Source organism: Lentimonas sp. CC4 (assembly GCF_902728235.1).
In the GTDB taxonomy this organism is placed as follows: domain Bacteria; phylum Verrucomicrobiota; class Verrucomicrobiia; order Opitutales; family Coraliomargaritaceae; genus Lentimonas.
The window spans coordinates 1-14,782 of sequence record NZ_CACVBO010000002.1 but is presented as its reverse complement, the minus strand read 5'-3'; the positions used below and the strand labels follow the sequence as shown (position 1 = coordinate 14,782).

Here is a 14,782-nt window from a genome sequence, read left to right as displayed (position 1 = left end):
TAAACACGATTTGTCTGCTATCTAGATGAGGTGATTCAGGTGCACGACATGTCAGTCTTTAATAGAAGCTCTTTGGTTGAGTGCATTCCTGCGGTCGGACGTTTCGTTGCAGCGCTGGTTCTCCTGAGCAGCAGTGCACAAGCCTTTGAGGGCTTTTCAGATCCGTTGCAGCCTTCGGTAATGCATCCCGTCTCTGAGACGCCAGAGACGCCGTTCTACCGCATTGGCACACGTTTGAACGAGGTGGACGCGTTGATTGAGCAGGAGACTCAGGCGTTAAACGCCTTGGCGCCGCTGCAACCTGCGAAGCAATTTGATACCTTCGGCTACCATAGCGATTACATTCCAGCGGTTGAAGGCGTTCCTGAGTTGCCCTTGTGGACCTTGGATTTTGATGCAAATCTTAAAACCCGACTCATTCTGGGAGTGGCCATTGTGCCATCGATTGACCAGCGCTCTTCCGAACTAAAAGGTTACGCATTTCCCAAGCGCTTCCGTATTTGTTCAGTAAATAGAAGGGGGCAGCGTGGCGAGGTCTATGTGGATTGGACGGAGCGCGACTTTCCTGATCCTGGCATGCGACCAGTTTTTTTTAAGTTTCCGTCTCTATTAGCATTGGAGGCATTGGGAGAGGACGACGTGAAGGATGCGTTGGATCGATTGGATGCATTACAACCCTTAGGTGAGCAGGACGCGAAGCAAGCATTGGACGATTTGGGCGCATCGGCGGCATGGAATGCGACGCAGTCGTTTTCGCAGGGCTTGAGACTGGAGGTTTTTTCCGGTCAAGAGGAGAACGGATTGGAGTTCATCTCGCTGGCTCGAGTGCACCTGATTCGGATGGGAGAGATTCATCCGGCGAGGCATATTTCTGTCAGCTCCAGCTTTGAGTCGGCGCCTTATTGGGGCGCTGACTATTTGGCCTCGCCTCGGTATACGCTGGGCATGCCGCTTTCGGCTAAAAATGGGACGGACGGAGACTTTACATGGGCGCTACCCGCGTCGAAGTTGGAGTCACCATTGATTATCCGAATTGAAATGCCGGAAAAGGATCAGCTCGGATTAGTTAATATTTTCCCAGGGCACAGTCCCGATGGGATCAACGTGCCAGGCTACGGATTCCCAAATACGATCAGTTTTAATCGTTTAGTAAAAATACCAAACCGTGGACGCTACCGGCGTTTTCCTTTGAAAACGCAGTTAATGCCAGGGAACCCAGGCAACAATATGATACGCCTTGCGGATGCGGGAGCATACTTTGATGCGTTGGAGATAGTGTGTAACGATTTCCCCGTGTATCAGGGACAGGCCGTGTTTTCACTCGGAGAAATCGAGATTTTGCTAAGAGGGCGTAACCTATCGAAGGGGCAGGATGTCATACTCAAGGATAGTGGCCTCAAAGAGGTTCCGGATTTGGGGGTGCTGGTGGACGGACGCGTCGATGGGAGGAATGTGTTATTGTTAACCGAATGGTTACAATCATTGGCGAAGGGGAAGTCGCATGAGGCACGTTTAGGTATGCTCAACGGGGAGCACCTGTTATTGACTGAGCGCCGGAAGCACATTCGTGCGCGTGCCGCGATGGGAGTTGGCCTTTTGATAGCCATCGGGGGAGGAGCCTTTGCCGCGGTCATGTTGCGCAGTCGGAAGAGCGCAGAGATCCGTTTGCGCCGCCAAGTCCATTCGGATCTACATGATGAAGTGGGCAGTAATTTGGGGAGCATTTCGCTGATGGCGGGGCAGTTGGAAGGCATCGCCCGAAGTAACCGAATGAAGGAAGGGCTGTTTGATTTGTCACTGATTACCCGAGAAGCATGCGCTTCGCTGCGCGAGGTCGTTTGGATGGTCGATCAAGGCACGATTCGTCTGCCCATGTTGATACAAAAAATGGCTGAACGGGCTGAGCGCGTTTTGATCGGAGTCGATCTCAGCATTGAGATTCCTGAGGATTGTCCTAATGAGATGGTCTCGCTAACCTTTAAGCGTCACTTGATCATGTTCTTCAAAGAAGCGGTGCATAATTGTGCGCGTCATTCGAATGCAAGCGCAGTTCGGGTGGCAATCTCGGTGACAGGGCGTCAGTTACAACTGGTATTCAGCGATAATGGATGCGGGTTCGATCCTGAATCGTCGTCGGATGGTTGGGGCCTCGGCAGCATGCGCCAACGTGCGCAGGAAATCAGTGGTGAAATGGAATTGAGTTCCAGACCGGGGGAGGGCACGACCATCACTCTAAAGATTCCATTGACAGCGCTTTCCAAAGAGCCGAACAAGGCCTATAAAACATCGAACTAATTATGATACCAATCAACGTATGGATCGTCGAAGATGATGCGGGATTTCGCCGCACGCTCAAAGGGCTGCTCAATGGAGAGGAGCGGATTACCTGCACGGGAGTCTTTCCTTCCTGCGTTGAGCTGTTTGATGCGATTGAAAAACAGGCGAATCCAGACTTGATCTTAATGGATCTCGGCCTCCCAGGTATGGGCGGCGTAGAGGGGATACGTAAGCTGGCCGAGCTGGCTCCTGACATTGCGGTAATGGTGATCACCGTTTTCAGAGACAAACAAAAGGTCATGGAGGCGCTCGATGCGGGTGCGGCGGGCTATTTATTGAAGACAGCGACCGGGCCGGAAATCATTAAAGGCTTGGAACAAGTCTTTCTGGGAGGCGCGGCTCTAAGTCCTGCGGTTGCAAAGATTGTGCTCGATGAAATGCGTAAGCCATCGGCCGAAGATAGTTTCAATCTCTCTGGCCGCGAAGTTCAAGTGTTGGAACAACTAGCGATGGATCTATCGGTCAAAGAGATAGCGGCGGAACTCGGCGTCAGTCGGCGCACGGCTGCCTTTCACTTAGAAAATATCTACCGAAAACTTCAAGTGCAGTCCCAGTCCGGTGCAGTCGCCAAGGCGCTGCGCTCTGGGATTATCTAGGCGAAGTTCTTTGGGTGATCGCAGGCGTTATCTGCTAGAGTTTTAGAATAAAACAACGAAACTGGCTATTTGACCAGTAGCAGAATCGTTTGTTTTTTTGTTAAGCTAGTTGCAGTAAGAAGTTTTTTCTCACTACTTAGTCACAACTTTTATGGGTATCATCTAGGAGGTGATTATCGGTGCGTTTTGAGAGGCGACACCGGACCGCGCCGAAGTGCTGTAAAGCACTTCGGCGTTTTTTCTGGTCATATGGCCAGTAGTCGTGGGCGAGGAATTTTGATACAATACTTGTTTCGTCATCAATGAGGGCCAATAGTATCAGTTCTGTCTGTTAGAACTGACTCGCTGATGCGTGTGCCTCAAAATTTAATTATGAATAGAATCAAAGTATGCTGTTTAATAGTCGGATTAGCCACCGGGCTAATGACTTCGATTTCGGCTCAAGTGCCATCGAAACAAAAGCTTGGTGATTATCGAGTGAAACTGCTGGCAGATTCTGCCAGTGAACTAGTCGGGCAGGCGGATGCTCCGGAATCTTTAGAGACCTTGTGGTATCGGCAGCCAGCACATGATTGGAACGAGGCATTACCATTCGGCAACGGGCGTTTGGGCGGCATGGTCTATGGTGGCGTCAATCGCGAGTGGATCCAGCTAAACGAGGATTCGCTCTGGTCGGGCGCTACGATTGATTTCTATAAGCCAAATGGCCCTGAAGTCATACAGCAGGCGCGCGACTTAATCTTTGCGGGTAAGTATGCTGCAGCTGAAAAGCTAATCAAGGGAAAGTTCCTCAGCCCTCGTTTTCCATCCGGCACACATACCTACCAAATGCTCGGAGATCTGGAGCTCACCTTTCCGACTGCAGAGAAGGTGACTAACTATCGCCGTGATCTAGATTTGGATGAGGCCGTTGCACGCGTGCAGTATGAGGTGGATGGTGTCCGCTATTTGCGTGAGATTTTCTCCAGTCCCGTGGATCAAGCGATCATCGTGCGCATCAGTTGCGACCAGCCGGGTAAGCTTGATTTCGATGCGGAATTGCACCGCAAATACCACGCGACCGTTGAATCACTGGGTGATGATGGAGTCGTCATGTATGGACAGATTCGAAGCATCAACGGCAAGCCTCGTGACACCAAAGGATTTCCCTCTCACGCCGAGGGCGCTGAGTATGCGGCACACATGAAAGTCATCCCACAGGGTGGCTCGGTCAACATGGCTAAAGGTAAGTTACAAGTGAAGGGGGCGGATTCCGCACTCATTCTGATCACCGCCGCAACTGATTTTCGCGGGGACGATCCGATGGCACTCAGCCAAAAGCAACTGACTGCTGCAGCTGCGAAGAGCTACTCGAAACTCATCGAAGACCATTTGGCAGAACACCGTCGCCTCTACCGTCGAGTCAAATTGCAGCTTGGTGGAGACAGCGCGGCGCAGCGTCCTACTGATGAGCGACTGGCCGCAGTTCAAGCAGGCGCCACTGACTTGCAGCTCATCACTACCTATTTCAATTATGGTCGCTACCTTATGATTTCTAGCTCTCGCCCTGGCACCACGGCAACGAATTTGCAGGGCATTTGGGCGGATGGCTTCAAGCCACCTTGGAATGCGGATTTCCATATTAACATCAACATTCAGATGAATTACTGGATGGTTCAGCCGACCAATTTGGCTGAATGTCACCAGCCATTCTTTGATTACATCGAGTCTTTGGTGCCGAGCGGTCGCACGACGGCGCGCACCATGTTTGACTGCGACGGATTTGTCGCAGGGCATACCTCTGACATTTGGGGGAACACGTGGCTCTTCGGTAACCCACGGTTCGGCATGTGGGTGACGGGGCCAGCATGGTGTCTACGTCAATTTTGGGAGAACTGGCTCTACACAGGCGATCGTGAGTTTCTTGAAACACGTGCCTATCCAATCATGAAGGAGTCCTGCGAGTTCTTCGTTGATTTCCTAGTGGAAGATCCTGCAACGGGTAAATTGGTCAGCGGCCCGACCACGTCGCCGGAGAACAATATCAAAGCGCCGGACGGCAGCCGTGGATCGCTCTCAATGGGGCCTGCGATGGATCAGCAGATTATCTATGAATTGTTTACCCATACGATTCTCGCGTCAGAAATTCTAAATACCGACGCAGCTTTCAGGGAGCAATTAATCGCACTGCGTGCACGATTGGACGCGCCGGTGAAGATCGGCGATGATGGCCGCGTGTTGGAATGGGCTGAGGGACTAGAAGAAGCGACCAAGGGGCACCGTCATATCTCGCACCTCTATGCGCTGCATCCTTCTTGGCAAATCTCACCAGGCACGACCCCTGAATGGGCAGCAGCTGCTCGCAAGACGATTGACGGCCGCTTGGCAAATGGTGGCGGTCATACTGGCTGGAGTCGTGCATGGATCATCAACTTCTATGCCCGTCTATTGGATGGCAATAAGTGTCAGGAGAATATCCAAGCACTCCTAGCTAAATCGACCTTTTCAAATTTGCTAGATACGCACCCGCCATTCCAGATCGATGGTAACTTTGGTGCGACCGCTGGCATTGCTGAAATGTTACTTCAGTCACATGAGCAAGCCAATGAAGGACTCCCAGCGATCGTTCTGCTACCTGCTTTACCACAGGCATGGGTCGATGGTTCGGTGCAGGGACTCGTGGCACGTGGCGGCTTCGAAGTCGATATCGCGTGGAGAGACGGCAAGCTCATTGCAGCTAAGCTTCGTTCGAAGCGCGGCCAGCCATGCATAATCCGTTACAGTGATAAAGAGGTGATTCTCCAAACCAAACCAAACGAGAGCTATGACCTGAAAGGTCTCTTATAATTCCTAAGCTCAGCGAGGGTATGTTCTCTATTTATAAACGCCTAGGTGGCTTCCTTTAGGTGGCCACCCGCTTACAGCAAATGGTCGCAACGGCCGTGTCGGTCGAGCACCTAAAGGAACTCGACTACGAAAATCACAACAGATGATCGGGCATAATCAGGACATTGTTTCTCAATTCGCATAGGAATACTTAACCAATTTTAAATTATGAATCGCAGAAAATTTATTACTACTAGCGTCGGCGCATATGCCGGATTTACATTCTTTGCTGGCGCAAATACGACGACTAGCTCCAACGAGCCACGTCTTGCCTGCATCGGAGTGGGTGGCCGCGGCAAACATGATGTCGGCGGCATCAAGGGAGCGAAGATCGTTGCCGTGTGTGACATTGATAGTAAGCCACTCCAGGCTGCGAAAAAGAAATATTCGGCCAAAGCGTATAAGGATTACCGCATCATGCTCAATGAGATGAAGGATGAGATTGATGGAGTCGTGATATCGACTCCCGATCACACTCACTTTCATGCGACACTGATGGCAATGAGTCTAGGTAAGCACGTGCATGTGCAAAAGCCGCTGGCACATAGCATCAGTGAAGTGCGCCAGCTGATGGCATACGCTGAAGAAACTGGCGTCGTGACTCAAATGGGCAATCAGGGGCACGCCTTTGAGGGGATCCGTTTAATACGAGAATGGTATGAGGCAGGATTGATCGGAGAGGTTCAGGAAGTCGTTGCTTGGACGAATCGTCCGAAGAAGGGCGTAGGGTTCCGCGGTGAGCGTAAGGAATATCCGAAACCAGCGCCCGTGCCGAGAAATGTGGATTGGGATCTCTGGGTGGGCCCAGTTGTGGATGCACCAGACTACGCGCCGAAAGCCTTTCATCCGGTCTACTGGCGTGGTTGGTGGAAGTTTGGAATGGGTGCGCTTGGCGATATCGGTTGCCACACACTCGATTCACCTTTTTGGGCATTGGACATGGATATCCCGACGCGGGTCGATGTTGAGCTGGATCATGTAAATCCAATTTACACACCAGAAGGAGCCGTGGTGAAATACACCTGCTACTCAAAGACCGCTAAGAAGGATGTGCCCATGACATGGTATGAGGGGCCGAAGAAGCCACCACAGTTAAAGTTACTAGGTGGTGACGTCACGCCGCACCAGGAAGGTGGTTTGATGATTATTGGTTCCAAGGGAATTATCTACCATCCGCGCATGCGTCCAGAAAGTCCGCGTCTGTTACCCGAATCGCTATGGCAGTCCTTTCGCACAACACCGTCGATGCGCCCAGCAAAAAAATATCCACGCATTAAGGGCTCGCAGATGGATGAATGGATCCGTGCGATCAAGGGAGAAGGCCCTAAGCCTGGTTCTAGTTTTGATTACGCAGGACCACTGACAGAAACCATCGCGCTGGGCACTTTGGCAATCCGCACAGGCAAGGCGATTGATTATGATCCGAAGACGATGACGATTAAAAATAATGATGAAGCCAACGCACTCTTACAGGTAGAAGCGAGGGAAGGTTTTCGCGTAGTTTAAGTAAATCGAAGGGCAGGTATCATGATGAATCCAGTTGTCTATATCACCTCTCTGTTGTTCATTGTCAGTCTCTGTGGGGCGACAGCGACCGGTTCCGTCTTACATTACAATCAACCGATTGCAGATAAGCTGAAGCGCTTGGATCACTCGAAGCCTCGATCGAAGATCAATAATCGTTTTATGACTGAGGCCCTACCATTGGGCAACGGGCGCCTCGGTGCGATGTTTTCTGGCTGTGTCGATTTGGAATATCTGGTGTTCAATGACATCACCCTGTGGATGAATGCGACTCGAGGTGAAACTGCATTCAGACAGTCTGGGACACCTGTAAACGGAAAAGAACACCTCGAAGAGGTGAGGCGTGCGATCCGTGAAGGCAGGTTCGGCACCGGCGAAGACGCTGCTGAGACTCTGGGCACTCAGTATCTCGCCTCGAAGCAAGGCTTGGGGAATTACGCACCGATGGCTGATCTTGAAATACAGACCGGGCATGATCCGAGCGCAGCGCAGGAGTATCAACGCAGTCTAGACATTTCTACCGGCATCGGTCGCGTGCAATATAAGCTCGGCGACGTCACCTACACCCGTGAATATTTCTGTAGTCATCCAGATGACTTGTTCGTCGCACGCTTTACTGCGAACGGTGGAACGATGGATCTGAAATTGAACGTGATCACCGCTCATGAAAATAGCACAGTCATATCTAACGATCGTGAGATAGTGCTGCGCGGTTTTTCCTCGATGACTCGTGATGACATGGCGTTTATGCAAACAGTCCGAGTTGATGCGGGAGATGCTCTGGTCGAAGCGAATGCCGACGGCACATTACAGATCAGTGATGCGAGGGAAGTGGTCCTCTACGTTACAGGCTATACGGACTATTTGCCGAATTATCCGGAATTTAAAGGCCGCGACTATGAGGGAGATACGCTACGAACCTTGGAACAGGCGGAAGCAATCGGCTATGCCGCGCTGAAGCAAAAGCACACGTCTGACGTGCAGGTCTTGATGCAGCGCGTGGAGCTTGACCTCGGAGTGGAATCTTCAGGGCTCTCAACCGATCTCTTAGTCAAAGAGGGTGATCCACGAGAGGCACACAAACTCTATTTCGATTATGCACGCTATTTGCAGATCAGCGCTTCGCGAGATGCGCCAGTGCCGACCAACTTGCAAGGGCTCTGGAATACGCTGCTGTCTCCGTGGTGGAATTGTGACTATCACAACGATATTAACGTCCAGATGAATTACTGGATGGTCGAGACTGCGAATCTACCCGAGAGCTTCGCTCCCTTCTTGCAATGGACTAAGGTGCTGGCGGAATCTGGGCAACATAGCGCACTGGGAACCTTCGGAGTGGAGAACGGCTGGTCAGTCGGGTTGAATGGTAACATTTTCGGGTTTGCGGCTCAAAATCCGCATGGGCGCAGGCTACAGCAAGGGAGTCACTGGTTGGCCCAGCATTTGTTTGAGCACTATGCCTTCAATCAAGATCGCGCCTACCTCGAGGAGTCCTATCCCATTTTAAAAGGTGCAGCAGAGTTCTTTCTCGAGCACCTTGCTCCGTGGCGAGATGGTTCACTCGTTGTGTATCCGACGTGGTCGCCTGAGAATTATTTCCTGATCGAAGAATATGGGAAATTAAACAAGCAGTCTTGGGGAGCGAGTTATGATCAGCAATTATTGGTGAATTTGTTTACTGATTGCATCGAGGCATCGCTGATTTTGGATCGTGATGCCGAGTTTCGCCAAACCTTACGGGAGTTTATCCCACAACTCGCTGCTCAGAAAATTAACGACAAAGGCCACATTCAAGAATGGCCAGACGATTGGGATGGCTACGAAGTCGACCACAGACACCTCTCTCACATGATTGCGTTGCACCCAGGGCGCGACTTCTCGCCGCTGGCCACGCCCGAACTCGCAGAGGCCTGTGCAACAGAGCTCAAGATACGCGTTGGCTTTGGTGGCTGGAAAGCGGCTTGGAGAGCCGCCTGCTGGGCTCGCTTACGCAACGGGGATGAAGCACTTAACTATTACAACGACTTGATTGTTGGCGAACGGGGCAGCCCCAACCTCCTGAACGGAGGGACGACTTTTCAAATCGACGCGAACTTTGGCGGCGGTGCCGCACTCCCCGAATTGCTGTTGCAGAGTCATCTACGCAGTATCGACGCTTCAGCTGATTCGATCGAGGAGGCAGTGTTCGTTGCGTATCGAGAAGATCCAACCCGAGCGGGGCACTTTGTCGCAGTCGTGCCGCCGGACAATTTGGTAGACGCTCCGTATATTCTAGACCTGCTACCGGCATTGCCGTCGGCTTGGCCCGAAGGCAGCGTCAAAGGACTCCGTGCCCGGGGTGGCTTCGATGTCGATCTCGAATGGGCAGATAGCAAGTTGACTGAGGCGACGATTCACGCGACACAAACGGGGTCATTCCGAATCTACTCAGGAGGTCAATTGAGTCCTGTGATCTCTCTAAAGAAGGGGCAGTCGAAGGTCTGGCCCGAGATCAATTAGACCACGCGCGCTATACTGCGCACGCAGAATAATTTGTAAAAGTGCCGTAGCTCATGTGCACCTGCCGAGTGTGTTGAGAAGGGAATCACAATTCCTGATGAGCGACAGAATCAGAAACCTACCTAGCTGATTCACTCAAGTAGGTAGCACATCTAGTGGAACGACGAAAACCGAAATGAATTGCCTGCACTGGTAGTCCTCGAAAGTGCAAAGTCTCTCGACCCGTGCAAGACTCAGATCTACAGAGAACAAGAACCATCTTACAGGGATAGATTTAGCCGTCCAGCTAGGCTTCAGGATCATGATCATTCGCGTAGATTCGTGGTATTCGTAGTTAGAATACATCGGTTCGGTGCGATTGCCCTGTCTTTTTAACTACGAATCACACAAATCTTCGCGAATAGAGGATGCGAACCGCCGATCATTTGAACTCTAATCTACAAAATAGGGTCCGACTAAGATCTGCCCCAAAAGGTGCAAGCGCTAGATCTAGAGAGCACTTGAGTCAATCAGACAGGTAGAATAAGAAATGCCCCAATGGTCAAATGACCAGTAGACACTGAGGGCGACTTGCGGGTAGAATACGCGATTTATGAAAGATCTACTATTATCCAGTTCAGCCCTTTTTGCAGCACTCGTTGCCAGCATTGCGCCGCTTCAAGCAGAAGAAAAAATCGATGAGAGCAGCTACGAATATCGTTTCGACGCTAGCCTCAAACAAACCCCGGATTCGATCGCTCGCAATGAGAAGTGGTTCTACGATGCGAAGTTCGGTGCTTTTATTCACTTCGGTGTCTATTCTGTTTTAGAGGGCGCCTATAAGGGTAAGGCTCAAGGCCCCAAATACGCTGAGTGGATTTGGGCCGATGCTAAAATATCAGCCGATGAATACCGCGAGGTCGCCCTGACCTTTAATCCGGTCAATTTCGATGCGGATGAGTGGGTAAAGATCTTCAAGGATAATGGCATGAAGTATGTCGTCATCACATCGAAGCACCACGATGGTTTCGCGCTGTATGATTCCGCAGTCAGCGATTTCAACATGGTGGATGCTACACCGTTTAAGCGCGATATCATCAAAGAACTAAGCGAAGCCTGTCACCGCGCGGGTCTGAAGTTTGGCGTCTACTACTCACAGGCTCAGGATTGGGATGAGCCCGATGCGCCGGTGATGATGCGTCGCCGCACCAAACTGAGTGTGATGCACCCGGAAATCCCGAAAGGATTTAAGCCAGATTTCGATAAATACCTACAGGAAAAGAGTCTGCCTCAAGTCGAGGAATTGATGAAAAACTATGAGATCGACTTGGTCTGGTTCGATACACCGATCCAAATGACCTTTGAGCGGGCGAAGCAGTTTACCGATATCGTCCGTAAATATCGTCCGGACTGTGTGATCAATTCTCGTCTGATCCAAAAGGGCAGAAACAAGGTATTACAGGAAAATTTAGAACTTTTCGACTATATCTCAGTGGGCGACAAGGAAGTGCCCACCCAGAACTTGCCACTCTATTTCGAATCTCCGGACAGTGTGAGCACCTCTTACGGCTATAAAACCAAAGGGAACCACCAATATCACACAGAAGAAGAGATGATTCACCGCCTCGTCAGCACCGTGTGCGCTGGTGGCAACTACCTGCTCAATAACGGACCAATGGGCAACGGCGAGATCGATCCCGAAGCCGTGCGCCTGTATGGCGTCATTGGTGATTGGCTCAAGGTGAATGGCGAATCGATTTTCGACACACGTCGTAACCCACTTTCTTATCGCCCAGAATGGGGCAACTGCACCGTCAGTAAGGATGGTAAGACGCTCTACCTGCATATCCTCGAATGGCCTGAGTCCGGCAGCATCAGCATCGAAGGGCTCCCTGCAAAAGCACAAGCAGTGAGCTTCTTGGCCAACGGATCTGCTGCTGACTTCGATCAAGCCGGTGAGACACTAGTAGTGACGCTACCGTCTAAGCCTTTGGATCCTTACGCATCAGTGCTGAAGGTCTCGTTGTAAGGTCTTTTATTCTTTCAGAACGCTGCCTCTCCCTCTGCTACGGCCTGAGGGTGAGGCAGCTTTTTTGTGACTGTCTCGTAGGAGATTTGCGCAATCGAGCCATTTAACTTCTTCCCTTCGCAGGGAAGGAGTTATCTACCGCTAACTTCATCGGCATCAATTTATATACTGAGGCGCATCATGTTCTGTGATTTATCGACACAACACATTCGGGAGGGACGAGCTCCGCCTCGTCTTGCGGTGTGCCGGTGCTTTGGTTGAGTGCTGAGGCTCGGCTGACGGCGCGGAGGCCGTCCCCCCCAATCAACCAAGATCTACCTCCGCCTCGTCTTGCGGTGTGCCGGTGCTTTGGTTGAGTGCTGAGGCTCGGCTGACGGCAGCGTAGAACGCAGCAGGCAGCGGAGGCCGTCCCTCCCCAAGCAACCAAGATCTACCTCCGCCTCGTCTTGCGGTGTGCCGGTGCTTTGGTTGAGTGCTGAGGCTCGGCTGACGGCAGCGTAGAACGCAGCAGGCAGCGGAGGCCGTCCCTCCCCAAGCAACCAAGATCTACCTCAGAGCCGCGGCACTTTTCACAAACCATGATGCGTGCTAGTATATAAGGATATGCTATCAAAAGGAGGTGTCTGGGCTTGTCGTGAGGCTCAGACGGAGGGGCATGTTATGTCCACATCGTATATCAGGAATGATCTCAATCGCGAGACCTCTAAGGCTTAGGCCAGTGTCGCTTTCCCGATTACAAATACTTCTTAGCCATACTTTTCAGCACCTCGCGTAGGTCTTCTTCGAGTAGCTTTTCGGCTTTGCTTATGGATACGATCACTCGCTCGCGTTCGTTGCGCTCAGGCCATTTACTGAGCACTTTTTTGACACGCATCGGATAGAGGCAGAGTTGCTTCGATTTTGAGGAGACGGTATTAAAGCATAAACTGTGGGGATCGATTTTCCCCAATATGCCAGCTTCTTCGAAAGCTTCCTCCTCGGCGACGATATGATCTTTGCGGCCTTTCTCGACATGGCCTTTGGGGAAGATCCAGTAGTCGCCATCGCGTGTCTTGATGAGCACGACTTTGCCGTCTTCAGTATAGGGGAAGACGCCGACTTGATAACTATCCATGTGGGATGCCTTCGAGGGCTAGGGTTTTGTTTTTGTAGCGTTTGTCCTCGGTCACTTCGTCGCCGAAGTAGTCGGGTAGGGAAAAGGATGCGCTGGCGGCTTCGGACTTGAACTCGACTTCAGCAACGATGAGAGGAGACAAGCTGTCGTGATAGACGTCCAATTCGATCAATAACTCGCCTTGCGGAATACGGTAGCGTGTTTTCGATGCGCTGGCCTTCTGTGAGTGTCCACAGTGCATTGAACTGTGCCGCATCGATTTCGATTTCTTCTTCGCGCCGCACCAGTCCATCGCCACGCTTACAGGTCAGGGTATAGCTGCCATCGGCATCGCGTAGCCGCACCTCAGTCGATCCCGTGGCAATATAGCCTTGGCGCAGCTGGGTGCTGGGCACGCCTTCGAGCGCCGGAGGGCGTGGGATTAAAAACTTTCGTTCGATTTCGATACAGGCACTCATAATCTTAGATTCTCCCGATTTCACCCCAGAGCGCATGAAAGGCAATGCTAGCTTTATGGTTTGGTGAGAAATGTAGCAAAGGCTCGCGATGCATGCCCATGGCCTCGACTTCCGCACTGTAGGGGATCTCGGCGGTCAAGATGCGTCTCTCAGTGCCGCGCATGGATTGGATGGTGGCTTGGTGCATCCGTTTGCGGCGATCGACCATTGAGAAGAAGGGGCGCAGCTTCTTACTTTTGTAGTTCCTGCAGTCAAAGAAGGCCTGAAGCTGTTCATAGGTGCGCTCAGATAGTGTCGTAGGCACTACAGGGATCAATATAATGTCGGCTGCACGGAAAATATTCTCTGCCACGAGGCTGAGAGTCGGCGGGCAATCGAGGATGATGTGGTCATACCCTTGTCCGACTTCTTTGACAAATTCGGCGAGGCGACGCTTAGAGCGCTTCATCCCCTCCAGTAGTAGGTCAAAGTTGCGATACGATAGGTGAGCTGGGAGTAAGTGCAGCCCCAGATAGTCCGTCTCACGTATGGCTTTCGTGCCGTCGCTTTTATCTGCTATCAATGAAGCGACGCTGTGTTTCTTAGGCGCGCGCATTCGGAAATAGAAGGTTGAGGCGCCTTGCTGATCGAGATCGATCAGTAGGGTGCGCTTACCGGCTTTGGCCGATGCGTAGGCGAGATTGACTGAGGTGGATGTTTTACCCACGCCTCCTTTGCTACTATAACATGCAATAACACTCATTATTTGCGTCTTTTCCTGTGGTGAATAGTCGTTTGAAGCGCTCGCTCATCTTGCCATCGCTAAACTGTAGGAAGCGCTCGGTCACATGGCTTCGAGCTTGTCGTTGCCTGTCGTTTAAGACTGCGATCAGTCCACCAACGGCAGCGGCAGATGCCTTGTCTAGTTGTTTCGCGCTGTTGAGATACTCCAGCATGGATTCAGTCTGCACGGAGTAGTCGTTGAAATCGCCTAAGACATTCTGTAAGCCGCGTAAGCGCTTCAGAATAGGCTTCAAATCGGCGGGGCCGTATAAAGAGGCGAATAACTCTAGCAAGTAGCGTAATTTTTTACATTCGATGCGTAATTCGTGCACCGCCTCATCAGGCGTCTCTGGGGTGATTGCCATGCCTTCCTTGCGTATCAGCTTGTAGTGCTTGAGTATCTCTTTGGAGGCGACTTTTTCGATCGGCAAAGTGCTGCGGGCACCCGTCGATTGCTCGGCGGCACTGAGCCACGATTGCTGCGCTGCGATTTGTTTCAAATACGCAGGTGATTGAAAGTGTTGCTGTATCGAGCGAATCACACGGCGACGTTCTAGACGGAAATCTTTAAAAAGACGGTCGAGCCCTGGGCTCAGGCACGCGGGGATCTCTTCGCGAT

The 14,782-nt window shown here is 51.6% G+C and carries 11 protein-coding genes; 6 read left to right on the top strand and 5 right to left on the bottom strand.

Annotated features, from left to right (window positions below):
- The first annotated feature begins 48 nt into the window (after positions 1-48).
- From GZZ87_RS17080 to GZZ87_RS17055, 6 genes are all read left to right on the top strand, one after another.
- Positions 49-2,295 (top strand): ATP-binding protein, encoded by a 2,247-nt coding sequence (locus tag GZZ87_RS17080; protein WP_162028319.1) that lies wholly within the window; start codon positions 49-51, stop codon positions 2,293-2,295.
- 2 nt (positions 2,296-2,297) lie between these two features.
- Positions 2,298-2,933 carry a response regulator transcription factor gene (locus GZZ87_RS17075; RefSeq protein ID WP_162028318.1) on the top strand — a complete coding sequence of 212 codons (636 nt, stop codon included), beginning with the start codon at positions 2,298-2,300 and terminating at the stop codon, positions 2,931-2,933.
- Between the two features lie 372 nt (positions 2,934-3,305).
- Positions 3,306-5,759: a glycoside hydrolase family 95 protein gene (locus GZZ87_RS17070; RefSeq protein WP_162028317.1), complete on the top strand. Its 2,454-nt coding sequence runs from the start codon at positions 3,306-3,308 to the stop codon at positions 5,757-5,759.
- A 207-nt stretch (positions 5,760-5,966) separates the two neighbouring features.
- Complete coding sequence (locus GZZ87_RS17065; protein WP_162028316.1) at positions 5,967-7,304, top strand: Gfo/Idh/MocA family oxidoreductase; 1,338 nt, start codon at positions 5,967-5,969, stop codon at positions 7,302-7,304.
- Between the two features lie 21 nt (positions 7,305-7,325).
- Complete coding sequence (locus GZZ87_RS17060) at positions 7,326-9,821, top strand: glycoside hydrolase family 95 protein (protein WP_162028315.1); 2,496 nt, start codon at positions 7,326-7,328, stop codon at positions 9,819-9,821.
- 592 nt (positions 9,822-10,413) lie between these two features.
- Positions 10,414-11,829 (top strand): alpha-L-fucosidase, encoded by a 1,416-nt coding sequence (locus GZZ87_RS17055; RefSeq protein WP_162028314.1) that lies wholly within the window; start codon positions 10,414-10,416, stop codon positions 11,827-11,829.
- Between the two features lie 733 nt (positions 11,830-12,562).
- Here the strand turns inward: GZZ87_RS17055 and GZZ87_RS17050 are convergent.
- The 5 genes from GZZ87_RS17050 to GZZ87_RS17035 all read right to left on the bottom strand — a co-directional run.
- Complete coding sequence (locus GZZ87_RS17050) at positions 12,563-12,943, bottom strand: NUDIX domain-containing protein (protein WP_162028313.1); 381 nt, start codon at positions 12,941-12,943, stop codon at positions 12,563-12,565.
- Positions 12,936-13,085 (bottom strand): hypothetical protein, encoded by a 150-nt coding sequence (locus tag GZZ87_RS19805; RefSeq protein ID WP_244654007.1) that lies wholly within the window; start codon positions 13,083-13,085, stop codon positions 12,936-12,938. The genes GZZ87_RS17050 and GZZ87_RS19805 overlap by 8 nt, the downstream gene beginning before the upstream one ends.
- Positions 13,063-13,401 (bottom strand): hypothetical protein, encoded by a 339-nt coding sequence (locus GZZ87_RS17045; RefSeq protein ID WP_244654006.1) that lies wholly within the window; start codon positions 13,399-13,401, stop codon positions 13,063-13,065. The genes GZZ87_RS19805 and GZZ87_RS17045 overlap by 23 nt, the downstream gene beginning before the upstream one ends.
- Positions 13,402-13,405: 4 nt before the next feature.
- Entirely contained in the window at positions 13,406-14,143 is a 738-nt protein-coding gene (locus GZZ87_RS17040) for an AAA family ATPase (protein ID WP_178092140.1), read from the bottom strand.
- Positions 14,121-14,782, bottom strand: a 662-nt coding sequence (locus tag GZZ87_RS17035) for a CHAD domain-containing protein (RefSeq protein ID WP_162071477.1), incomplete at its 5' end; no start/stop codon positions are given. The genes GZZ87_RS17035 and GZZ87_RS17040, both read right to left, overlap by 23 nt.

Coding starts and splice junctions, on each gene's coding strand:
- GZZ87_RS17075 (WP_162028318.1), top strand. CDS start 2,298: ATGATACCAATCAACGTATGGATCGTCGAAGATGATGCGGGATTTCGC.
- GZZ87_RS17045 (WP_244654006.1), bottom strand. CDS start 13,401: ATGAGTGCCTGTATCGAAATCGAACGAAAGTTTTTAATCCCACGCCCT.
- GZZ87_RS17055 (WP_162028314.1), top strand. CDS start 10,414: ATGAAAGATCTACTATTATCCAGTTCAGCCCTTTTTGCAGCACTCGTT.
- GZZ87_RS17065 (WP_162028316.1), top strand. CDS start 5,967: ATGAATCGCAGAAAATTTATTACTACTAGCGTCGGCGCATATGCCGGA.
- GZZ87_RS17040 (WP_178092140.1), bottom strand. CDS start 14,143: ATGAGTGTTATTGCATGTTATAGTAGCAAAGGAGGCGTGGGTAAAACA.
- GZZ87_RS17060 (WP_162028315.1), top strand. CDS start 7,326: ATGATGAATCCAGTTGTCTATATCACCTCTCTGTTGTTCATTGTCAGT.
- GZZ87_RS17080 (WP_162028319.1), top strand. CDS start 49: ATGTCAGTCTTTAATAGAAGCTCTTTGGTTGAGTGCATTCCTGCGGTC.
- GZZ87_RS17050 (WP_162028313.1), bottom strand. CDS start 12,943: ATGGATAGTTATCAAGTCGGCGTCTTCCCCTATACTGAAGACGGCAAA.
- GZZ87_RS17070 (WP_162028317.1), top strand. CDS start 3,306: ATGAATAGAATCAAAGTATGCTGTTTAATAGTCGGATTAGCCACCGGG.